The 23604-nt window shown below is 46.0% G+C and carries 21 protein-coding genes; 14 read left to right on the plus strand and 7 right to left on the minus strand.

Annotation, left to right across the window (positions count from 1 at the left end; genetic code table 11):
* The coding region (hflC, locus tag IQP38_RS26395; RefSeq protein ID WP_228010051.1) for a protease modulator HflC at positions 1-515 on the plus strand (515 nt) is incomplete at its 5' end.
* 63 nt (positions 516-578) lie between these two features.
* Here the strand turns inward: hflC and IQP38_RS11630 are convergent.
* Positions 579-764: a DUF2065 domain-containing protein gene (locus IQP38_RS11630; RefSeq protein WP_005381383.1), complete on the minus strand. Its 186-nt coding sequence runs from the start codon at positions 762-764 to the stop codon at positions 579-581.
* A 172-nt stretch (positions 765-936) separates the two neighbouring features.
* Here IQP38_RS11630 and IQP38_RS11635 point away from each other — a divergent pair, with 172 nt between their 5' ends.
* Positions 937-2253 (plus strand): adenylosuccinate synthase, encoded by a 1317-nt coding sequence (locus IQP38_RS11635; RefSeq protein WP_005381385.1) that lies wholly within the window; start codon positions 937-939, stop codon positions 2251-2253.
* A gap of 216 nt (positions 2254-2469) precedes the next feature.
* Positions 2470-3105 (plus strand): flagellar protein MotX, encoded by a 636-nt coding sequence (gene motX, locus IQP38_RS11640; protein WP_193837595.1) that lies wholly within the window; start codon positions 2470-2472, stop codon positions 3103-3105.
* A gap of 80 nt (positions 3106-3185) precedes the next feature.
* On the opposite strand, the gene hmpA is transcribed toward motX, so the two are convergent.
* Entirely contained in the window at positions 3186-4370 is a 1185-nt protein-coding gene (hmpA, locus tag IQP38_RS11645) for an NO-inducible flavohemoprotein (RefSeq protein WP_054866584.1), read from the minus strand.
* Positions 4371-4527: 157 nt separating this feature from the next.
* Here hmpA and nsrR point away from each other — a divergent pair, with 157 nt between their 5' ends.
* From nsrR to trpS, 5 genes are all read left to right on the plus strand, one after another.
* Entirely contained in the window at positions 4528-4953 is a 426-nt protein-coding gene (gene nsrR / locus IQP38_RS11650; protein ID WP_005381392.1) for a nitric oxide-sensing transcriptional repressor NsrR, read from the plus strand.
* 115 nt (positions 4954-5068) lie between these two features.
* Entirely contained in the window at positions 5069-7576 is a 2508-nt protein-coding gene (gene rnr, locus IQP38_RS11655; protein WP_193837596.1) for a ribonuclease R, read from the plus strand.
* A gap of 83 nt (positions 7577-7659) precedes the next feature.
* Positions 7660-8403, plus strand: a complete 744-nt coding sequence (gene rlmB, locus IQP38_RS11660) for a 23S rRNA (guanosine(2251)-2'-O)-methyltransferase RlmB (protein ID WP_047103967.1) — start codon at positions 7660-7662, stop codon at positions 8401-8403.
* Positions 8404-8513: 110 nt separating this feature from the next.
* The gene (locus IQP38_RS11665) at positions 8514-9200 is read left to right on the plus strand and encodes a phosphoglycolate phosphatase (RefSeq protein ID WP_005382834.1); all 687 of its coding nucleotides are present in this window, start codon (positions 8514-8516) and stop codon (positions 9198-9200) included.
* Between the two features lie 116 nt (positions 9201-9316).
* On the plus strand, positions 9317-10333 hold the full coding sequence (gene trpS, locus IQP38_RS11670) for a tryptophan--tRNA ligase (protein WP_042523630.1): 1017 nt from the start codon (positions 9317-9319) through the stop codon (positions 10331-10333).
* A gap of 57 nt (positions 10334-10390) precedes the next feature.
* On the opposite strand, the gene IQP38_RS11675 is transcribed toward trpS, so the two are convergent.
* Entirely contained in the window at positions 10391-10765 is a 375-nt protein-coding gene (locus tag IQP38_RS11675) for a hypothetical protein (protein WP_042523632.1), read from the minus strand.
* A gap of 544 nt (positions 10766-11309) precedes the next feature.
* Here IQP38_RS11675 and IQP38_RS11680 point away from each other — a divergent pair.
* The 6 genes from IQP38_RS11680 (at position 11310) to IQP38_RS11705 (ending at position 20269) form a co-directional block, all read left to right on the plus strand.
* Positions 11310-14264 (plus strand): ExeM/NucH family extracellular endonuclease, encoded by a 2955-nt coding sequence (locus IQP38_RS11680; protein WP_193837597.1) that lies wholly within the window; start codon positions 11310-11312, stop codon positions 14262-14264.
* A 189-nt stretch (positions 14265-14453) separates the two neighbouring features.
* Positions 14454-15041, plus strand: coding sequence for an aminodeoxychorismate/anthranilate synthase component II (locus IQP38_RS11685; protein ID WP_193837601.1), 588 nt, complete (start codon positions 14454-14456; stop codon positions 15039-15041).
* A 361-nt stretch (positions 15042-15402) separates the two neighbouring features.
* On the plus strand, positions 15403-16614 hold the full coding sequence (locus IQP38_RS11690; protein ID WP_054575289.1) for an aspartate aminotransferase family protein: 1212 nt from the start codon (positions 15403-15405) through the stop codon (positions 16612-16614).
* Positions 16615-16723: 109 nt separating this feature from the next.
* Entirely contained in the window at positions 16724-17743 is a 1020-nt protein-coding gene (astA, locus tag IQP38_RS11695) for an arginine N-succinyltransferase (protein WP_005381422.1), read from the plus strand.
* A 28-nt stretch (positions 17744-17771) separates the two neighbouring features.
* The gene (gene astD / locus IQP38_RS11700) at positions 17772-19229 is read left to right on the plus strand and encodes a succinylglutamate-semialdehyde dehydrogenase (RefSeq protein ID WP_025768787.1); all 1458 of its coding nucleotides are present in this window, start codon (positions 17772-17774) and stop codon (positions 19227-19229) included.
* 248 nt (positions 19230-19477) lie between these two features.
* Positions 19478-20269, plus strand: a complete 792-nt coding sequence (locus IQP38_RS11705) for a DUF1338 domain-containing protein (RefSeq protein ID WP_042523639.1) — start codon at positions 19478-19480, stop codon at positions 20267-20269.
* A 136-nt stretch (positions 20270-20405) separates the two neighbouring features.
* On the opposite strand, the gene crp is transcribed toward IQP38_RS11705, so the two are convergent.
* The 4 genes from crp to IQP38_RS11725 all read right to left on the minus strand — a co-directional run bounded on the left by crp (position 20406) and on the right by IQP38_RS11725 (position 23527).
* Entirely contained in the window at positions 20406-21038 is a 633-nt protein-coding gene (crp, locus tag IQP38_RS11710; RefSeq protein ID WP_005381432.1) for a cAMP-activated global transcriptional regulator CRP, read from the minus strand.
* A gap of 240 nt (positions 21039-21278) precedes the next feature.
* On the minus strand, positions 21279-22148 hold the full coding sequence (locus IQP38_RS11715) for a phosphoribulokinase (protein WP_005381434.1): 870 nt from the start codon (positions 22146-22148) through the stop codon (positions 21279-21281).
* A 125-nt stretch (positions 22149-22273) separates the two neighbouring features.
* Positions 22274-22486 (minus strand): YheU family protein, encoded by a 213-nt coding sequence (locus tag IQP38_RS11720; protein ID WP_005382815.1) that lies wholly within the window; start codon positions 22484-22486, stop codon positions 22274-22276.
* A 33-nt stretch (positions 22487-22519) separates the two neighbouring features.
* Positions 22520-23527 carry a hydrolase gene (locus IQP38_RS11725; protein ID WP_132937307.1) on the minus strand — a complete coding sequence of 336 codons (1008 nt, stop codon included), beginning with the start codon at positions 23525-23527 and terminating at the stop codon, positions 22520-22522.
* Positions 23528-23604 lie beyond the last annotated feature (77 nt).

Consider the following 23604-nt stretch of genomic DNA (forward strand, 5'->3'; position numbering starts at 1 on the left):
ATGTTGTCGCAACTGAAGCGGCTCGTGAGGCGCTTGAGATTGATGGTGAACGCGACCTAATCATGTCTGAAGTATTGAAAGACACGCGTGAAAGCGCAATGAAAGACTTGGGTGTTCGTGTCGTTGATTTCCGAATGAAGAAAATCAACCTGCCTGATGAAATCAGTGAGTCTATCTACCGTCGTATGCGTGCGGAGCGTGAGTCCGTTGCTCGTAAGCACCGTTCTCAAGGTCGTGAAAAAGCGGAAGTTATTCGTGCTCAAGCAGAACTAGAAGTAGCAACTATTCTAGCTGAAGCTGATAAAACTGCGCGTGTGACACGAGGTGAGGCGGATGCTGAAGCTGCGAAGATTTATGCTGAAGCATACAACAAAGACCCTGAGTTCTTTAGCTTCCTACGTTCGCTACGTGCGTATGAGAAGTCCTTCAGCTCTAAGAGCGATATTCTGGTGCTTGATCCGAAGAGTGAGTTCTTCCAATACATGAACCAGTCGAAGGGCAGCATGGAGAAATAATCTCCGCGTCTCATTGAAATAAAAGGCTCCTTAGGGAGCCTTTTTTGTATCTGATGCTAAGTGCTAGCTCATCATGATGGCGATGACGGCTCCAGCAACTACTAGGCAGCCACCGATGCGTCGTAGCTGATTGTTGGGTTGTTCACTTAATTGAGCCACCATATTCCGCCAACCGTTAGGAGCAATCAGTGGCCCAATGCCTTCCACGATCAACACGAGCCCAATCGCCAACCATATGGATTCAGACATAGCGCTTTCCAGTCGAATAGAGAAAGCTAAATACTATCAGTGATATGCTGATTTCAAAATGAACAAAGCGGCAAGATGACATTCTGGTAGCAACTCTGTGAACAAAAAATGACTGCAAGAAGCGTGATTCGGTGCTAGAATCCATTTTTAACTAGCAATCAGACTTGGAAAGATGGGAAATAACGTAGTCGTTCTAGGCACCCAATGGGGTGACGAAGGTAAAGGTAAAATCGTAGACCTTTTAACTGAAGATGCAAAATACGTGGTACGCTACCAAGGCGGTCACAACGCAGGTCACACTCTCGTAATTGACGGTGAAAAAACCGTTCTTCACTTAATTCCATCAGGTATCCTTCGCGATAACGTAAAATGTGTTATCGGTAACGGTGTTGTACTATCACCTGAAGCTCTACTTAAAGAAATGAAGCCTCTTGAAGAGCGCGGTATTCCAGTACGCGAGCGTCTTTTCATTTCTGAAGCATGTCCGCTAATTCTTCCTTACCACGTTGCAATGGACCAAGCTCGCGAAATCGCTCGCGGTAAAAAAGCTATCGGTACTACTGGTCGTGGTATCGGTCCAGCATACGAAGATAAAGTTGCTCGTCGCGGTCTACGCGTTGGCGACCTATTCGATATGGCGACTTTCGCAGAGAAGCTAAAAGAAGTCATGGAGTTCCATAACTTCCAACTAGTTAACTTCTACAAAGCGGAGCCAGTAAGCTACGAAGAAGTACTTGAGCAAGCGAAAGGCTACGCTGAGCTACTAACTTCAATGGTTATCGACGTAACTGACGAACTAGACGCAGCACGTAAGCGCGGCGACAAGATCATGTTCGAAGGTGCACAAGGTACACTACTTGATATCGACCACGGTACTTACCCGTACGTAACGTCTTCTAACACGACTGCTGGTGGTGTTGCTGCAGGTTCTGGTTTTGGTCCTCGTCACATCGGTTACATCTTGGGTATCGCAAAAGCGTACTGTACTCGCGTTGGTGCTGGTCCATTCCCGACTGAACTATACGACGGTTTAGATAAGCAAGATCCAATTGGTAAGCACTTAGGTGAAGTTGGCCACGAGTTCGGTGCGACAACTGGTCGTCTACGTCGTACAGGTTGGTTCGATGCTGTTGCTATGCGTCGTGCAATCCAAATCAACTCTGTATCTGGTTTCTGTCTAACTAAACTAGACGTACTAGATGGTCTAGAAGAGCTAAAAATCTGTACTGGTTACAAGATGGAAGATGGCTCTGTGCTAGAAGTTTCTCCGATGGCTGCTGAAGCATTCGAAAAAGCAACGCCAATCTACGAAACAATGCCTGGTTGGTCTGAGAACACATTTGGTGCTAAGTCACTAGATGCTCTACCACAAGCCGCTCTTGACTACATCAAGCGTATTGAAGAGCTAACTGGCGTTCCAGTAGACATCATCTCTACAGGTCCTGACCGTAACGAAACTATCATCAAAGTTCACCCATTCGAAGCTTAATTGATAGCCGTTAAAGATTGCAAAAGCCGACCTTCTGGTCGGCTTTTTTGTATCTGAACAAAAACAGCGTGACTCTCATATGGCAAGCTTTTGCCGCTGAGCCTAAATCAGAGGCAAAAATTGTCTAAAGCTTAGCTGTTTTTTGCCGATAAGGTTATCAAGCAGAGGAGATCCTTCACCGATCTTTGGTTTCTTAGATACCTTAAGGGTACGTTTATGAAGTTACGAACAGTGGCTGCTTCACTGTTGTTGAGCTTGGTTGCTACCACAGTGAAAGCCAATGTTGCTGATGTGGGGGCACCAGTTCCGATCTATACCGAAGCAGAGCTGATAAAGCTTATTGAGCAAAATAAGCACTTACAACGTGTGCGCGCTGATAACTGCCAGCTGGTGGAGGATATCGTAGCTCGTGCGACTCGAATTAACTTACCCGCTTATGAATTTCTGTACGGAGATATGTTGGCTTGGGGGGTGTGTGTCGAGCAAGATGTCGAACTGGGTCTTTACTACATCGAAAATGCAGCGCATCAGGGGTTACCAGCTGCACTAGAGCAGATTGGCCGATACTATTCGCGTGGCACTTTAGTACAGCAAGATAAAGAACGTGCAATTCCATATTTGCGAGAAGCTGCGTCAATGGGAAACCTAAACGCGCGTATTCATCTGGCCGAGTTGCTTTTACGTGATTATGGCAGTCCACTCGATTACGAAGATGCGTATCGTTGGTTATATAACTCTGTCACAGCAGATAAGCGGCAGCATAAGCGCATAACTGTATTGAGAAACGGCCTTGAACAGCGCATGCCACAAAACGTTATTGCTCGAGCTAAACGGCGAGACACCTTTTGGTAACACTTCAATATTGCAAACAACTTCATACAACAAAGCCCACGTCACGTGGGCTTTGTTGTTTTCCCGATAGCTGATAGCGCTTAAACCACTTTGTGTGGACCGAAGCATTCGTAATGGAATTGCTCTTCTGGTACGCCAAGTTCTAATAGCTGTTTCGCTACGTGCTGCATAAATCCTACAGGACCACAGAAGTACACCTGCACGTTATCTTGCTTTAATGCAGCTTCAATTTCATACAGATTGACAAAGCCCGTGAAGTGGAAGTCTTCACCTAGCTTGTCTTCTGCCGTTGGTTGGTTATACCAAACGAGCGCGTTCATATTTTCTTTTTCTGCAACGAGTTGGTTTACGTGTTGCTTGAAAGCATGCTGTTGGCCATTTTCTGTTGCATGAACCCAAGTTACAGGTGCTTGATGTTCTGAGAGACTTTCTAGCATTGACAGCGTTGGAGTAAGTCCCACACCAGCAGAAATTAGAACAACGGGTGTTTGTGGTTCGGCATCCATAAAGAAATCACCGGCAGGGGCCGCAAGCTGCACTTTTTCGCCAATGTTCAGGCTATCGTGCAGGTAGTTCGACACTTTTCCGCCTTCTTCACGTTTTACTGAGATACGGTAGGTGTTCTCTTGGACCGCAGAAGACAGGCTATATTGGCGAATTTCTTGGTTTTCTAACTGGTCACTGTTGATGTAGATGCCAAGGTATTGTCCCGGTTTATACGGCGCCACTTTTTGGCCATCGGTTGGCTTGAACACAAAGCTGCAAATGTGCTCGATCTCAATCTTTTTATCGACTAATTCAAATTCGCGTAGACCGCGCCAGCCGCCTTCCAAAGCTTCATTTTGTTGGTAAATTTGTTCTTCGCGCTGAATAAATACATTCGCAAGTACGCCGTAAGCCTCAGCCCAAGCATCCAACACTTCTTGACCTGGATTAAAAAGCTCATCGATTGTCGCAAGTAAATGCTTACCAACGATTTGGTACTGATCTTCTGTGATCAAAAAGCTCGTGTGCTTATGCGCAATTTTCTCTACTGCGCCAAGCAGAGCTGGCAAATTTTCAATATTGGCAGCATAGGCACAGATAGCGTTGAATAATGCTTCACGCTGATCGCCGTTACGCTGGTTACTCATGTTAAAAATATCTTTCAACTCAGGGTTATGAGTAAACATACGCTCGTAAAAGTGCGCGGTCAGTTTTGGTCCTGTTTCGGCGATGAGTGGTGCGGTCGCTTTGACGATCTCGATAGTTTGATTGCTGAGCATAAGGGCTTCCTACTTTAAGTTGTATTTATAATGCATGTTTAAGGTTGTATCTCAAATGTATCTTTCGATCAAGAAAAGATTTACACTTTTATCGATAGCTCAAGTTTGGGGTTTTAGCATCACCAGCGGGTTATTGAGTCGCACTTTGGGAGAGAATATGCAGTTAACTAGTTTCACTGATTATGCGTTGAGAACCTTAATTTTCTTGGCTTCGTTGCCGGAAGATGAGTTAACCAGCATTACCGAAGTGACGGATTTATTTGGTGTGTCGCGCAACCATATGGTTAAAGTTATCAATCGGTTAGGGCAGTTGGGTTATGTCCATACCGTGCGCGGAAAAAACGGTGGTATCCGGCTGATGAAGCCAGCGTCTGAAATCACAGTCGGTGGTGTTGTGCGCGATTTAGAGCCGTTAGATTTAGTCAACTGTGGTGTGGATTTTTGCCATATTACCCCTGCTTGCCGCCTCAAAGATAAATTGGCGAAAGCAAAAAGTGCCTTTCTGGCGGAGTTGGATGACTGCACGATTGAATCCTTGCTCAGTGACAATTCTGAACTTTTGATCTTGCTGGCTCGTCCTTAACTCATTTGCATGCCTAGAGTCGATCTCGATCATTCTTTTTTCAAAGCAATTCTGTAGCTTATCGAGAGACTCAGATATACTAGCCATATACCTTCCTTGCTAGATAGGCGTGCCTATGTCAGACAATATTCCAAACGATCCTTTTGCAGATCGTGAATCCAAAAATTACGAAAATCCAATTCCAAGCCGAGAGTTTATCATCGAGTTTCTAGAGCAAGCGGGCGTTCCAATGAATCGTAACGACTTGTTTGAGGCACTAAAGCTTGAGGGCGAAGAGCAATACGAAGGGTTGCGTCGTCGGCTACGTGCGATGGAGCGAGATGGCCAACTGGTGTTTACCCGTCGTCAGTGCTATGCATTGCCTGAAAAACTTGAAATGGTGAAAGGTTACGTGATTGGTCATCGTGATGGCCATGGTTGGGTACGTCCAGAAGGCAGCGTCGGCAAGGATGATGATATTCTGTTACCGCACCATCAGATGAAGAACATCATCCACGGTGATTTTGTCTTAGTGCAACCGACAGACAACAGCAAGCGCGGCCGCCGTGAAGGACGTTTGGTGCGTGTGCTAGAGGAGCGCAATGATCAAATCGTTGGTCGTTTCTTCCTTGAATATGGATACTCCTATGTTGTCCCAGATGACTCGCGTATCAGCCAAGATATCCTGATCCCAAATGAGCACAAAGCGGGTGCACGCATGGGTAACGTAGTCGTAATTGAAATTACTGATCGTGGCTCACGCTCACGCGGCATGATGGGTAAAGTGGTTGAAGTCCTTGGTGAAAACATGGCACCAGGTATGGAAACACAAATTGCGATTCGTACACACCAAATCCCTCACGAATGGCCAGAAGCCGTCGATAAACAAATCGAAAACTTAGGCGAAGAAGTACCAGAAGAAGCGAAAGTTGGTCGTGTGGATCTACGTGATTTGCCACTAGTGACCATTGACGGCGAAGACGCACGAGACTTTGATGATGCCGTTTACTGTGAAAAGAACAAAGAAGGTGGTTGGCGTTTATGGGTAGCGATTGCTGACGTCAGTTACTACGTTCGTCCTGACTCTGCGTTGGACAAAGAAGCGATCAATCGTGGTAACTCAGTATATTTCCCTTCGCAAGTTGTGCCAATGTTGCCAGAAGTACTGTCGAACGGTCTATGTTCGCTTAACCCGCAAGTAGATCGCTTGTGTATGGTGTGCGAAATGACCATTTCCGATACAGGTAAGCTGTCTGGTTACAAGCATTACGAGGCGGTGATGAACTCGCACGCTCGTCTCACATATAGCAAAGTGAGCGCGATTCTAGAAGGGGATGAAGAACTACGTGAGCGCTACCAGCCGCTTGTTTCTCATCTAGAAGAGTTGCACAAGATGTACAAAGTGCTGAAAGAAGCACGAGATCAACGCGGTGCAATCGAATTTGAAACCGTTGAAACCAAATTTATTTTCAATGCGGAACGTAAAATCGAAAGCATTGAGCCAGTAATTCGTAATGACGCGCATAAGATCATCGAAGAATGTATGATTTTAGCCAACATTGCTTCGGCATCGCTGGTAGAAAAAGCGAAAGAGCCCGCGCTTTATCGTATCCACGAATCTCCAGGTGAATTACGCCTGCAAGGTTTCCGTGACTTCTTAAGTGAACTTGGTCTTGAGCTAAAAGGTGGTTTAGAGCCTTCACCAACGGACTATGCTGATCTCGCACGTCAAATCTCCGGGCGTCAAGATCAAGAGTTGATTCAGACCATGCTGCTACGCTCAATGAAGCAAGCGGTATACAACGCAGATAACGCGGGGCACTTTGGGTTGGCATTGAAACGCTATGCGCACTTTACGTCGCCAATTCGTCGTTACCCTGACTTGTTACTTCACCGTGCAATCAAGTATCTGATTGCTAAAGAAGAAGGTCGTAATCAAGATCGCTGGACACCAACAGGTGGCTATCATTACTCGTTTGACGACATGGATTTTTACGGCGAACAATGTTCGATGACAGAGCGCCGTGCTGATGATGCAACACGTGATGTTGCGGATTGGCTGAAGTGTGAATATATGCAAGACCACGTCGGTGACGAACTAGACGGTGTTATCGCTAATGTCACTAGCTTTGGCTTCTTTGTACGTTTAACGGATTTGCACATCGATGGTTTGGTACATATTTCTACCCTTGCGAACGACTACTATCAATTTGACCCGATTGGTCAACGACTTATTGGTGAAAGTTTCGGTAACATCTACCGCTTAGGTGATGCAGTAAAAGTAAAAGTACTGGCTGTTAACCTCGATGACAAGCAAATTGACTTTGAATTGGTCGAAACAAGTCGTAAGCTACGCGGCGAAGGTAAGACTGCGAAGAAACGCGCAGCGGAAGCAAAACGCAAAGCGAAAGATAAAAAACGCGCTGCGACTCGCTCTTCATCGAAAGAAGGTGGCGCGGCTCGTGCAATTCCTGCGATAGAGCCAACTAAACGCCCAGAAGAAACGGGCGCAACGAGTAAGCGTAATGGCCCAAAACGTGGTGACGCCCAAGGCAACGAGAAGCCTAAAGTGAAAAAAGCACGTAAAAAGAAGCCGCACAGTAAGCCGAAGAAAACCAAGCGCACTAAAAAAGAAGCGCACTAAAAAAGAAGCGCAGTAGGTTGAAGCGCCAACTTAGTTCAAACTCGGTTGGCGCAGGCAATACGACCAGAACAACAGGTTAAACAATGAGTAACGAATTTATCTACGGCATTCACGCAGTGAAGGCGGTATTGGAGCGCGAACCAGAGCGTTTTATCGAGGCGTACGTTTTAAAAGGTCGTCAAGATGATCGCCTAATGCCAATCCTAAATGATCTTCAGGTTTGTGGTGTTTCTATTCAGCAGATGACACGTAAAACCTTGGATGACAAAGCACGCGGTGCAAATCACCAAGGCATCATCGCTCGTGTGAAACCAGCGAAGCAGCTGAATGAGAACGATATTGATGACATCCTTGCAAAGCACGAATCACCACTGCTCTTAGTGTTAGACGGCGTGACCGATCCACACAATCTTGGTGCGTGTTTACGTAACGCAGATGCGGCAGGTGCTGCGGCGATCATCGTACCGAAAGATCGTTCTGCGCCAATGAATGCGACGGTAAGTAAAGTCGCTTGTGGTGCAGCTGAAGTCGTACCATTGATCCGAGTGACTAACTTGGCTCGTACTATGCGTACATTGCAAGAGAAAGGCATCTGGTTTGTTGGTACTGCGGGTGAAGCAACGCACGACATCTACCAAGCCAAACTGACTGGACCTCTTGCTATCGTAATGGGGGCTGAAGGTGACGGTATGCGTCGTCTGACTCGTGAAACCTGCGACGATTTGATTAAGATCCCAATGGCTGGTAGCGTTTCAAGCTTGAACGTATCTGTGGCATCCGGCATCTGTTTGTTTGAGGCAGTTCGTCAGCGTATTGCTGCAAAGTAACGACGAAACAAACAGTTACTGTAGAATCAGACATAATGATAAAAACAAAGGATGGGGTGCCATCCTTTGTCGTTTTCACCGATTTATAAATAAAAATCCTCAGGGAAGTTATGACTCAACAAGACATTAAATTCATCGCCTTCGATCTAGATGGCACTTTGCTTGATAGCGTGCCAGATCTAGCTGTCGCGGCAGACCAAGCAGTACAGGCGCTTGGCTTTCCATCGGTTTCAGAAGAACAAGTTCGTGATTACGTGGGTAACGGCGCAGACGTGCTTATTGGTCGCTCATTAAGCCAAAGCCTGACCATCAACCCAGAGCTGAGTGAAGAGCTTCGTGCTAAAGCGCGTGTATTGTTTGATGATTACTACGAGCAAAGCGGTCACAAGCTAAGTCATCTTTACCCAACGGTAAAAGAGACACTAGCAGAGCTGCACAAAGCGGGCTTTGTTATGGCGCTGGTGACCAACAAACCTTCAAAGTTTGTGCCTGACGTTTTGGAAAAGCACGACATCGCAAAATACTTCGTTGATGTCCTTGGCGGTGATGCATTCCCAGAGAAAAAACCAAACCCAGTAGCATTGAACTGGCTAATGGAAAAGCACCAAATCCAACCAAGTGAAATGCTGATGGTTGGCGACTCGAAAAACGACATTCTCGCAGCAAAGAATGCAGGCTGTGCCTCATTTGGTCTGACATATGGTTACAACCACGGTGAACCTATTTCAGCATCAAATCCAGATTTCGTCGCTGACAGTTTGGCAGAATTATTGGACGTTGTAGCGGTTTCTGCATAACGGCTACAAAAGAGCTTCCAAAATACTCGTTAATGAGTACACTGAGTAAACCGTGCACCTATTACTGCACGGTTTTTTTCATTTAATTAGATTAAGAAGTCAAAGGAATCATTCTAATGAGCAAACCCATTGTATTGAGTGGTGTTCAACCTTCAGGTGAACTAAGTATCGGTAACTACTTGGGTGCTCTACGTCAATGGCAGCAGATGCAAGACGATTATGATTGCCAATATTGTGTGGTAGACCTTCACGCGATTACGGTTCGTCAGGACCCTAAAGCGCTGCATGAAGCAACTCTAGACGCACTGGCAATTTGTCTGGCAGTTGGTGTTGACCCGAAGAAGAGCACGCTATTTGTTCAGTCACATGTACCAGAGCATGCTCAATTAGGTTGGCTTCTTAACTGCTACACTCAAATGGGTGAGCTGAGCCGTATGACTCAGTTTAAAGACAAATCGGCACGTTACGCGAATGACGTAAACGTCGGTCTATTTGACTACCCGGTGTTGATGGCGGCTGACATTTTGCTTTACGGTGCACACCAAGTACCTGTAGGCAGTGACCAGAAGCAACATCTAGAATTAGCGCGCGATATCGCAACGCGTTTCAACAATATTTACTCGCCAGAGCAGCCAATCTTCCAAGTTCCAGAGCCTTACATTCCGACAGTAAATGCGCGTGTAATGAGCCTTCAAGACGCAACGAAGAAGATGTCTAAATCTGATGACAACCGTAAGAACGTTATCACGCTGCTGGAAGAGCCTAAGTCGATCCTTAAGAAGATCAACAAAGCGCAAACTGACACAGAAACGCCACCTCGTATCGCTCACGATTGGGACAACAAGGCAGGTATCTCTAACCTAATGGGTCTGTACTCTGCGGCAACAGGTATGAGCTTTGAAGAGATTGAAGCGAAATACCAAGGCGTAGAAATGTATGGCCCATTTAAGAAAGATGTTGGTGAAGCTCTAGTTACTATGCTTGAGCCTATTCAAGCTGAATACCACCGTATCCGTGCTGACCGCGCTTACATGAACGAAGTGATGAAGCAAGGCGCTGAGAAAGCATCGGCACGTGCGGCTGAAACGCTTAAGAAAGCATACGAAGCAGTAGGTTTTGTAGCTCGCCCATAGTCGGCTAAGAACAAATACGAAAAAGCTCCACTTTGGTGGAGCTTTTTTATGCCTGTATTATTGAAATGGCGTGTCTTTCATACAGCGTTCCATGTCGTAATATTCAACACGTCCTCGAGCCCCTAGAAAGGCAGACTTCACAACCATGCCTCTATCAATGAAGTAACTAAGCTGTACGCATGATATATCGTAGCTCAGTTCTTTAATTCTCGCTGGAATCCAGTAGGTTCCTGGCGTTCTTAGACGCTGAGTAAAGGTAATAACACCCTCGTCACTGACTTCTAGCTCTTCAATACCATCCAGTTCATTTTTGGCTGATTCGATGATGTCTTGATTCGCGGTAGGTTGAAGTGGCTCACTGGCGGTCAACTGACACCCCGCTATTAAGCTAAGTAGGGAGAGAGCTAGCACACTGCGTTGAATTTTTTTCATTTGTCGTTCCTGGGTTTACAGCTAATGAGATCTTATTGTCTCGCGCAGGTGTTATATCTTTTGTGTATGTTTTTGGCTAGTGAGTAATGAAAAGTTATTGAATAAATCATGAAAACTTTGAAGTATGAGGGGCCTGTAAAAGAGAGAGCGAAGCGAGTAATAGATTCTTGGGCTTGAACAGTGATACAAGTGAAAATTAAAGCATTCTAAATTAGTGACTAATTATATTTTTTATTTGTAACAGGAATGGTTGGGTTAATAAGCAACTCAACAAGTGATGTATTTTCTACTCCTTAACATGAAGTGAAAAAGTAAACTGAGTAATCAATCTAAATTCTGACTTGTTTATCAATAGCGCTCTGTATTTATTACAAAAAATGTTTGAATGGGATGCTCTGGCATATTTTCTTATATTCACATGTGATTCATTTCACGGCTTTAATTACTCATTCTTATTTATTTCATAAATAAACCTGATAGTAGACGCAAATGGCAGGCTCTAACCAGAGCTAAGTTTGCATTTACATAAATATCAGGTATGACAATGGACACGTTAATCAAACCCTCAATACTCGCATTAACCATCGCCAGTGCACTTAGTGCAAACGCGAACGCAGAGATTATTATTTCCCAATACGTAGAAGGCGGCGCTTATAATAAAGCGGTAGAGATCGCTAATACGGGTGATACTGCGGTGACACTCACTGGCTACGAGTTGGCGAAATCATCAAACGGTGGTGGTACTTGGGGTAGCACATTCGACCTTAGCCAAGTGACGCTACAAGCTAACCAAGTGTATGTACTGGCGCATGGTGACGCGAGCGATACCATCAAAGCTGTCTCGGATATCACAGATAAAAGCGTTGCGAACTTTAACGGTGACGACCCGATCGCACTGCTTAAAGATGGTGAAGTGCACGACATCATCGGTGTGATGGGTGACGTAGATTTTGGTAAAGACACCACATTAGTTCGTAACAGTGATGCACTAACCCCTTCTGCTACTTATGATGCATCTCAGTGGACGGCATTTGAGAAAGACAACATTGACGGCCTTGGTGAGCTAAATGCGACTGAGCCACCAGCACCATTCGCTTGTGAAGTCGACGGTCAGCAACCTAACTTCACTACCATCCAAGATATTCAAGGTGAAGGCGATACGTCTCCATTCATTGATGGTTACCCATACATTACTGACGAAGATCATTTCGTAACGGGTGTCGTGACTGCTGTTACCACTGGCCTAACCAAAGGTTTCTACCTACAAGCATTAGAAAGCGACAACAACGACAAGACCTCAGAAGGCTTGTTCATTCATACTGACGCGGCAGACACGGCGCTGAAAGCTGGTGACGTTGTTTGTGTGAAAGGTAAAGTTCAAGAGTATTACAGCAATACTCAGCTTGCTTCTGATGCTAACAGCTATGTGAAAACAGGCACCTCTGAAACCTCTCGAGTTACCGATCTTGTTATCAAAGAAGGTGAGACACTACGTGATGCGCTTGAGCGTCATGAAGGGATGCAAGTTGAGTTGACCTCGGCAAGTGACTTGTTTGTAACTCGCAACTTCTCTTACGACTACGATTCACGTCGTAACAATATGATGCTCTCTCATGAAGCGCCATTGTTAAAGCCGACTCAATTACACGCGGCAGAGAGCGATGCAGCCGTTGAGCTAGCAAAAGACAACGCAGCGAACCGCGTATACCTAGAATCAGATGGCAAAGCACCAAACGGACAAATCCCATACTACCCAGATTTTGCTAAAGATGCAGACCAAAATGGCTCTTCAGAGCAGCACATTCGCCTAGGCTCTCGTGTCGAAGGCCTGCAAGGTGTTGTGGCTTACAGCTACAACGAGTACCGCCTAATTGCGACCAATGAAGTTGATAGCAGCAACTTTGTCACGTCAGGTGATGACTTTAACGTTGCGCGTAAAGCGGCGCCAGCCATAGCCGATTCTGATTTACGAGTAGCGAGCTTCAACGTTCTTAACTACTTCACTTCAGTTGCTGACAGCGGGCACGACAACCCAACCGGGCAAAATCGTGGCGCGACAAACCTTGATGAGTTCTTGATCCAGCAAGCGAAAATAGTTTCAGCGATGAATAAGATGGACGCGGACATCATTGGCTTGATGGAAGTGGAAAATAACGGCTTTGGTGATGGTAGTGCTATCCAAAACTTGGTTGATGCTTTAAACGCTGAGATTGATGACGTGGAAGATCATTACACGTATGTCGAAATCGAAGAGCAAGACAAATACCAAGACGAATACTTTGGCAGTGATGCGATCATGGTGGCGATCTTATATCGTGCTAACGCAGTAACACCAAAAGAAGCAGCAAAAGTCATTGTGACGCCAGAGCAACACATTGCAGAGAACACCATTACTCGTAAAGAGGGCACTGAAAGTAACCCTGCATACGACAAATATCAACGCCACAGTCTACTTCAGACCTTTACGGTGAAAGAGACGGGTGAAGATTTGTCTATTGTCGTAAACCACTTTAAGTCGAAAGGCTCTGAGTGTATTGAAGAGTGGATTGCTGGTGTAGAAGATTCTGAGCCAGCGGATCTGCAAGGCAACTGTAACAACTTCCGCGTTTCTGCTGCGCACGCAGTGGGTGAAGCGTTGAAAGAAGTGAAAGGCGATGTATTGCTCATGGGCGACCTCAATGCTTATGGCATGGAAGACCCACTTCTGACACTGACTGATTACTCAAGAGAGAAATACGGCCGTGACATTTATACTGCTGCTTACACAACCATTGGTGATGGTGAACTTCAAGTAGAGAAGACCAAAATTGAAAAAGGTTACGGTCTGCACAACTTAAACACGTTGCTGCACGGCGCTGATACGTTTTCTTACACCTATTCGGGCGAGCTGGGTAATTTGGACCACGCATTGGCAAGCAGCAGCCTAGCGCAAAAAGTGGTAGCAATTGAAGATTGGCACATCAACTCACTAGAGAGTAACTTGTTCGAATACAGCAGCAAGTACACAGGTGATATGCCGAAGTACAAAGATGCGTTCTCTGCCTCTGACCACGATCCAGTGATCATCGCGATTGATTTACCAGATGATGACATCGATTTACCGAAAGCAGGTGACAACTTAGCCGTCGATGTCCGTTTACCACCAACGGCGGTTGTGGGCGATATTGTTACGGTGAACTTAACGCCATCCACACAAGCGGCTGCGGCAAGCAGCGATACGAAAGCTTACTCGGCTAGCCAAACTTTAGTTCAAGCTGATATTGATGCGCGTAGCGTGAATATTGAGTTTGAACAAACGCCAGAGCAAGGTAATTATCAGTTAGAAGAGAAAGTGACTGACTCGACAGGTAATATCGTGAAGTTTAGCTCTGTTCGTGATGTTTCAATGACGCAAACTGAAACTGGAACAGAAGGGTCGAAGGATTCAGATGGTGGTTCGTTTGGTTTTGGCGCGCTATTTGCGCTGCTAGGTCTCGGCTTATTCCGTCGTCGCCGCTAAGCGAATTTACTTTCTGACAAACAGTTCCTAAATAGCTGTAAAGACCAAAGGCCAGCCTATGCTGGCCTTTTTATTCAGCAAAAACTTGCCTTTCTTGCTTGGTATAGCAAAATACCGCCCTTGATTGTCACGAACGTGGCGATTCACTACGTAAGCATTGCCAAAACGGATTGGAGCAACCGACCCTTTATGTTGTTGATCATCGATAACTACGACTCTTTTACCTACAACCTTTACCAATACTTCTGCGAGCTTGGTGCAGACGTAAAGGTGGTGCGTAACGATGAAATCGATATCCAAGGCATTGAGGCGCTCAACCCAACTCATTTGGTGATCTCGCCAGGGCCATGTACGCCGAACGAAGCAGGTATTTCACTGCAAGCGATAGAACACTTCGCTGGTAAGCTTCCAATATTGGGTGTTTGTCTTGGCCATCAAGCGATAGCGCAAGTGTTTGGGGGCGAAGTGGTACGTGCACGACAAGTGATGCACGGTAAGACCTCACCAATTCGTCACAACGGTCGTAGTGTGTTTAAAAATCTGAATAACCCACTCACGGTAACCCGTTATCACTCTCTTGTGGTGAAAAACGGTACTTTACCCGACGTGTTTGAACTGACTGCATGGACAGAACTGCCTGACGGAAGCATGGATGAAATAATGGGTTACCAACATAAAACCTTGCCAATTGATGCGGTGCAGTTCCACCCAGAATCAATCAAAACTGAGCAAGGTCACGAGTTGCTTGCGAACTTTTTAGCACGCAAAACGATCTGATCGCGATCACTTTTCTTAACAAATCATTCATCTTTTTGCTGAGGTGAGCGGATTGCAAAACTATGCGATTCTCTCGAGTCTCTTTGTCTATTCATGTCTTTTAAAACCTTCTATCCCCTGTATTACATAACATTTATAAAAAATCACTTCTCTATTTTACTTTCTTGATGCATAAATAGTCATAAGCAGTGATTAATGGAAGTTACTTTCGAGAACGAAAAGAATAAATCACTATTGAAATGGTTAATTAAATGTAAATACAATGCCGCAATAGCTTAAATGCAAAACATTATTTGCTGGCAAAGAGAGCCGGTTAAATTCGCTTATCTGCTACGCATGCGGTATCAAGAAGGAATGTGCAATGACAACGGAAATTAAAGTAGAGCGCGGTTTATTCGATGAGGTAATGGTACCTTGCTATAACCCGATGGAAATGATCCCTGTTAAAGGTGAAGGTTCACGTGTTTGGGATCAGGAAGGTAATGAATACATCGACTTTGCTGGTGGTATTGCAGTGAGCTGTCTTGGCCATTGTCATCCAGTAATGGTGGACGCACTAACAGAGCAAGCTAACAAGCTTTGGCACTTAAGTAACGTTATGACGAACGAACCAGCCCTTCGTCTGGCGAAAAAGCTAACAGAAGTGAGTTTTGCTGAGCGAGTGTTCTTTGCTAACTCTGGCGCAGAAGCAAACGAAGCCGCTTTGAAGCTGGCACGTCGTTATGCAGCAGACGTTCATGGCACTGAGAAATCTGAAATCATTGCATTCAAACAAGGTTTCCACGGTCGTACATTCTTTACCGTAACGGTTGGTGGCCAAGCGGCATACTCTGACGGCTTCGGTCCTAAGCCAGGCGACGTGACACACCTTCCTTACAACGATATCGAAGCTTTACAAGCACACATGTCTGATCGTACTTGTGCGGTCATGATGGAGCCATTACAAGGTGAAGGCGGCATCGTGCCACCAACGCCTGAGTTCGCTCAAGCGGTTCGCGAGCTGTGTGACAAACACAACGCCTTACTGATCTTCGATGAAGTGCAAACTGGTAATGGCCGAACAGGTAACTTCTACGCTTACCAAGGTTTAGGTATCACGCCAGATATTCTAAGTACTGCGAAATCACTTGGTGGCGGTTTCCCAATCGGTGCAATGCTAACGACAGCAAAATTGGCAGAGCACATGAAAGTGGGCACTCACGGTTCTACATATGGCGGTAACCCACTAGCGTGTGCGGTTGCAGAAGCGGTTGTAAATGAAGTCACTAAGCCAGAGGTTTTGGCTGGTGTACTAGAACGCGAAGCAATGTTCCGTGAAGGTCTAGAGAAGATCAACGCGAAGTACAACATCTTCTCAGAAGTGCGCGGTCAAGGCCTATTACTTGGCGCTGCACTAAATGAAGAATGGCAAGGCCGTGCGCGTGACGTGCTGGTTGCTGCAGGTAAACAAGGTCTCATGGTATTGGTTGCGGGTGCCAATGTCGTACGTTTCACACCATCACTCGTTATCACACAACAAGAAATTGAAGAAGGCTTGGCGAAACTGGATAAAGCGATCGCGACTTTAGTTTAAGCGCGATATCAGTTTAAACGTCAACGCAGACACCCCCGTCAAGGATCTCTGATGGGGGAATTGTTCCTACAATATAGTTAGGATCTTCTTGCATCTGGAGGGAGTATTGATGCTAGTAGTTCGCCCTATCGCGATGTCGGATTACGACGCACTGCACACTTGTGCGGTGGAGTCTGGTCACGGATTTACATCTCTACCGGTTAACGAAGAACTGTTAACCAATCGAATCAAACATTCAGAGTACAGCTTTGGTAAGCCAGATGTGGCAGAACCAGGCGATGAAGGCTACCTGATGGTTGGCTTTGACTCTGAAACGGGTGAGGTTGCGGGTACCACCGGAATCGAAGCATCTATCGGCTGGGATGTCCCATTTTACTCATATCACATTAGTAAAGTTGTGCACTCGTCGCCAAAGCTTGGCGTTAACAACGTCGTTAAACTGCTTACTTTTGGTAATAACTACACGGGTAACAGCGAAATTTGTACCTTGTTCTTGCGTGAGAAATTCCGCCAAGGTCTGAATGGTCGTCTAATGTCGAAGTGTCGTTTCCTAATGATGGCAGAGCACCCAGAGCGCTTCTCTGAAACGATCTTTGCGGAGATGCGTGGCGTTTCAGACGACGAGGGTAATTCACCATTCTGGCAATGGCTTCAAGAGCATTTCTTCTCTATCGATTTCACTCTTGCAGATTACCTGACAGGTATCGGCAAGAAAGGCTTTATCGCCGACTTGATGCCGAAACTGCCTATTTACATCAATCTGCTCAGCCCAGAAGCGCAAGCCGTGATTGGTCAAGTACATGACAACACGCGTCCAGCGCTGAAGCTGCTTGAGCGTGAAGGTTTTACCAACCGAGGCTACGTCGACATCTTCGACGGTGGCCCAACGGTTGAGTGTGATCTGCGTAATATTGAGTCGGTACGTCATTCATTCCGCGCGCAAGTCAAAATCTCTGAACATTCCAGCACACAAGACTTCTTGATGTGTAATTCATCTTTCGAGAACTTCCGTGCGACAGTCACTAAAGCGGCGTATGACGCAGAAACACAAAGCGTGATGATTGCACCAGACGTTGCGGATGCACTTTCGGTTGAAGAAGGGGATTTCGTCCGCCTTCTTCCGCAGTAACAGACGACAGAATTTAAGGATAGAAACAATGACACATTGGATTGCAGGTGAATGGGTACAAGGTCAGGGTGAAGCATTTACGTCTCTGTCGCCGTACAACCAAGAAGTGATCTGGCAAGGCAAAGGTGCAACGGCAGAGCAGGTGAACCAGGCGGTATCTGCAGCGCGTGAAGCGTTTATTGACTGGAAAAAGCGTCCATTTTCAGAGCGTGAGGCAATCGTGTTGGCTTTTGCGGAGAAAGTAAAAGAGAACAGCGAAAAAATCGCCGAAGTGATTGCCAAAGAAACCGGTAAGCCGATTTGGGAAACGCGCACTGAAGCAGCAGCCATGGCAGGTAAAATTGCCATTTCGATTCGCGCTTATCATGACCGCACTGGTGAGGCGAGCCGTGAAGCAGCAGGCAACCAAATCGTATTGCGCCACCGCCCATTGGGCGTGATGGCGGTGTTTGGTCCTTACAACTTCCCAGGCCACCTACCAAATGGTCACATTGTGCCTGCGCTACTGGCTGGTAACACGGTAGTCTTCAAACCGTCTGAGCAAACGCCATGGACGGGTGAATTGGCAATGAAGCTATGGGAAGAAGCCGGTCTGCCGAAAGGCGTGATTAACCTTGTTCAAGGCGCGAAAGAAACTGGTATCGCCCTAGCTGACGCAAAAGGCATTGATGGCGTACTGTTTACGGGTAGCGCGAATACGGGGCATGTATTACACCGTCAATTTGCGGGTCAACCAGGCAAGATGCTCGCACTAGAAATGGGTGGTAATAACCCGATGGTGATCTCTGATAAATATGGTGATTTGGATGCCACGGTTTACACCATCATCCAGTCAGCGTTTATCAGTGCTGGGCAGCGTTGTACGTGTGCTCGTCGTTTGTATGTGCCATTGGGTGAAAAAGGCGATGCGCTTATCACCAAACTCGTTGAAGCGACACGCAATATTCGCGTAGACCAACCATTTGCAGAACCTGCGCCATTTATGGGACCGCAAATTTCGGTCGCGGCAGCCAAGTTTATTCTTGATGCACAAGCTAATCTACAGTCTCTTGGCGGTGAAAGCTTGATTGAAGCGAAAGCAGGAGAGGCGGCGTTTGTTTCTCCAGGCATCATTGATGTAACGAACATTGCTGAGTTACCAGATGAAGAGTACTTCGGCCCACTTCTGCAAGTGGTGCGCTACGAAGGATTAGACAAAGCCGTGGCGCTAGCAAACGATACGCGCTTTGGCTTATCTGCTGGTTTGGTTTCAACCGACGACCAAGAATGGGAATACTTCGTTGACCACATTCGTGCAGGAATCGTGAACCGTAACCGCCAGCTTACTGGGGCAAGCGGTGATGCGCCATTTGGTGGTCCGGGGGCGTCGGGTAACTTGCGCCCAAGCGCTTACTACGCAGCAGATTACTGTGCGTACCCAATGGCATCAATGGAAGGTCAAGAAACTGTCTTGCCTGCAACATTGAGTCCAGGTGTAGTGCTATAAGTTTTAATAATAGAGTCGCAACTATGCATTGCGGCTCACCTTGCCGGCGCATCATTTAGGTATGGGTTGTAGTGATCGTTGGCAGAACACGAAAAGTGAGCAAAGACTCGGAAAAGCGTGTTGACTGACTGGCATTTACCGTCACAGGTTGATGGTTGCTCGTTCATTATTCTGGACAACTTTTGTTGTGAACGAGCAGCCAACTTCCGCTTACCTTTAAACTCTACATCTCGTAACAAGGAGTCGTTATGACGCCCGATGTGTTATTTGAATCGCTATGGCAAGATTACATTCAACGTCTTTGCCCTTCGGCGGCTAAAGTGCATCAGCTGCTTCAAGAAGATGAGCCTCTGATTAATGATCATATAGCTTTACGTACCTTCAATATCGCGCCTCTTGGTATTGAAACTCTAGCTAAGCCATTTGTAGCTATTGGTTACAAGGCGTGTGGTGATTACGTTTTCGAAAGCAAAAAGCTGGTTGCTAAGCACTATGAGCACCCAGATCCGAAGCAACCTAAAGTATTTATTAGTGAGCTAAAAGTTGAAGAGTGCTCGCCTGAGCTACAAGAGATTGTGAAAAATTTGGTGGCACAAGTCGATGCTGACAAGCTGAACGATAGCGCATTCTTACATGGTGGACGCTTGTGGGATTTAAGCTTTGCTGATTACCAAACGTTGGCTAAAGAAAGTGAGTACGCATCTTGGCTTGCGGCGCATGGTTACGGAGCAAACCACTTCACGGTGAGCGTTAACCAACTCAATGAATATGAAGAAGTGAAGCAGGTAAACGATCATCTGCGTACCGCTGGGTTTACCATTAATGAAAATGGTGGTGAAGTGAAGGGCACTCCTGAGGTGTTGCTAGAGCAGTCATCGACCATGGCAGATAAAGTAGCGGTTCGTTTTAGCGAAGGCACTGAAATTATCCCTGGCGGGTTTTATGAATTTGCTAAGCGCTATCCGATGGAAAATGGTGATTTGTACCCAGGTTTCGTGGCCGCTTCAGCTGACAAAATCTTTGAAAGTACGAATGGCTAAGTTTTAGGGTTAACCTGTTAAGCTTACTCATTAGTGTTCGCTGCACCCTATCTCATTTGGTCATGAGCAAATAAAAAGCCACCAATGTTGCCATTGGTGGCTTTTATAATTTTGTTCGTGTCACTCTAGTTTGAGATTAACGAGTACCGTAAACCACGATGGTTTTACCGTGAGCAGAGATTAGGTTCTGCTCTTCTAGCATCTTCAAGATACGACCTACTGTCTCACGAGAACAGCCAACAATTTGACCGATTTCTTGACGAGTGATCTTGATTTGCATGCCGTCTGGGTGAGTCATTGCGTCTGGTTGTTTTGCAAGGTTCAGAAGCGTCTGAGCGATACGACCAGTTACGTCTAGGAACGCCAGGTCACCCACTTTTTGGCTAGTTACTTGAAGACGACGAGCCATCTGCGCAGAAAGACGCATTAGGATGTCTGGGTTTACTTGGATAAGCTGACGGAACTTCTTGAAAGAAATTTCAGCAACTTCACAAGGAGATTTAGCACGAACCCAAGCTGTGCGCTCTTGGTCTTCCTCGAATAGACCAAGTTCACCAATAAAGTCTCCTTGGTTTAGGTAAGAAAGGATCATCTCCTTACCTTCTTCGTCTTTGATAAGAACCGCAACAGAACCTTTAACGATGTAGTACAAAGTTTCTGCCTTTTCGCCCGCGTGAATTAGCGTGCTCTTTGAAGGGTACTTATGAATATGACAGTGTGAAAGAAACCACTCTAATGTTGGGTCGGTTTGAGGTTTACCTAGAACCATAATATCTCACTTCCTCTGCAGGGTACGCTTGCGCTATCCATATTTTAGCTAAGCCTGAATTAGGCCTACTAGAATAAGAGCACTTTTTATATGCTGCAAGCTCTCTTGTGTTTCGGTAAGAAATAGTATCCTTTTTCGAAAACGATTTCTTGATTTTAATCGTGCCATGATTGAGATTTTGTAAGCAAAAATGTGCACATGATCACGGTATGAAAAGTAAACATCTTCGCAGGCAGGTTTTTAGCCAATTTTCCCTGTTTCGATGAGCTGTTGTAGGATAGGCCGAACTATGAGCTCCATTGCAAAGCTCATCTTACCGCCGGGTACGACAATCGTGTTGTGGCGTGACATGAATGAGCCATCAATCATGGCCAGCAGATATGGGAAGTCGACATTCTTGATACCGCGTAGGCGAATCACCACAAAACTCTCATCCAAACTAGGGATGCCTTTTGCATTAAGTGGGTTGGAAGTATCAACGGTCGGTACGCGCTGGAAGTTGATGTGAGTACGAGAAAACTGCGGAGTGATATAGTTGAGGTAATCGTCCATGGATCGCACGATTGAGTCCATTACCGCTTCACGCGAATGGCCGCGATCGCGAGTGTCACGTACGAATTTTTGGATCCACTCTAAGTTCACAATCGGCACCATGCCAATTAAGAAATCCACATGTTGAGCAACATTAACATCGCCATCGACCACGCCACCATGTAACCCTTCATAAAACAGCACGTCGCTGTTTTCGGGTAAGTCTTGCCACGGTGTAAACGTGCCTGGCATTTGATTGTAGGGAACCGCTTCGTCAAACGTGTGCAGATAACGGCGCACGCTGCCAGTACCGTCATGCCCGAACTTACGGAAAAACTCTTCTAATCCCGGGAAGTCATTAGCTTGTGGGCCAAAGTAGCTAATGTGTCGACCTTGCTCGCGGGCTTTGCGAATTTCGATGTCCATTTCTGGGCGAGTAAAGCGATGGAAGCTATCGCCTTCAACCCATGCGGGTTTAACGTTCATCATATTGAACATTTTACGGAAGGCTTCAGATGTAGTGGTCGTGCCGGCACCGGACGAACCAGTAACCGCAATAATTGGGTGTTTAGCTGACATGACAAACCTTGTCGAAAATTACTTACCTGTAATGTGCAGTAGAGTTACTACTGCACGGTCGATATCCCACTATAGCACGTAACAATACCTTGTCATCGAGTGGGATACGGTAAAATGTGAAGGGTCTAAAATTTTGTTTTATGCTGAATATCGACGGTTTCGTGTAGCTCAGAGAACACGATAACCGCTTCACCTTTTTCCAATTGAGCTTTAACTTGATCAATTTTGTCTTGCAAAGAAACCTCGACGGTTCCGTAATCCGTTCCTTCGCGTAAGACGAATTCACGAATTAAGTTTTCCAATGTTTCCGGCGCAATGTCTTGCCATGGAATGATCATAAATACCTCTAACTTTTATGATGAGCGGCTAGTTTACTGCGTTCGTTGCTTGGATACAGCAGAAAGGTAATCTGCGGCGATACTTTCGTAATACGCAGGCAGCGCTTCCTCCAACCAAAACTTAGGTTTTAACGCCGTTCCTGTCAGGAAGCCAACATGGCCACCGTGTTCAAAGAGACGGTAATCAATGTTATCTGGCAGAACAAACTTCGGGATCACATCGTCGGTCATGAACGGATCGTCTTTGGCATGGATGATCAGTGTGGGTAGCGTGATTTGCTGTAGTTTACTTAAGCCAGAGCATTGGTCGTAATAATCTTGTGCGTCTTTAAAGCCGTGCAATGGTGCGGTGATCAAATCATCGAATTCATACAGCCGTGTGACACGTTTTATTGAGTTGTAGGACAGCGCAAGCTCACCATGCAGTAGATGATGCTTTTGTAACGCGTTACGTTTCAGTGAAGAAAGCAGATAACGGCGATACACTTTTGAAAAGCCTTGTTCTATACGGTTCGCACACGCCGCTAGGTCTAAAGGCGCTGAGATAATAGTCGCTGCATTCAAAATAGGGTGGTCTTTATATTGGGCTAAATAATTCGCCAACATGTTACCGCCAAGAGAAATACCAACCGCAACTTTGGGGTTATCAGGAAAGCGTTGCTCAAGGTGCTCTAAGAAGTGGCGGGCGTCAGTCACTTCACCAGAATGATAGGCGCGAGCTTTCTTGTTTGGCTTACCGCTACAGCCACGAAAATGCATCATCACCGACAGCCATCCAGATTGAGCAAATGCATTCATTAGCCCATTGGCATAAGGGCTATAGAAGCATCCCTCTAACCCATGAAATAAAACAAAAATCGGCTTTTTTAGTGCAGGCTCTTGGGTTGGGTCCTCGCTCCACGCGAGATCGAGAAAGTCGCCATCGGATGTATCGAGGGTTTGCCAAATCGGCGTAAACAACGCTTTTTTGCGAATAAAACGCGGCAAAAGCGTTTGGAGATGCGGGTTTTTGATCCCGGCGGCTGCGAAAAATTGTGTCATACCTAACTGCTCTTATGCGGTCCTTCGGTGTCCGTTGAAGAACTTATTAATATAATCCTTTATAAAGATTATAGGTA

The organism is Vibrio sp. OPT41, from assembly GCF_015163595.1.
In the GTDB taxonomy this organism is placed as follows: Bacteria; Pseudomonadota; Gammaproteobacteria; order Enterobacterales; family Vibrionaceae; genus Vibrio; species Vibrio alginolyticus.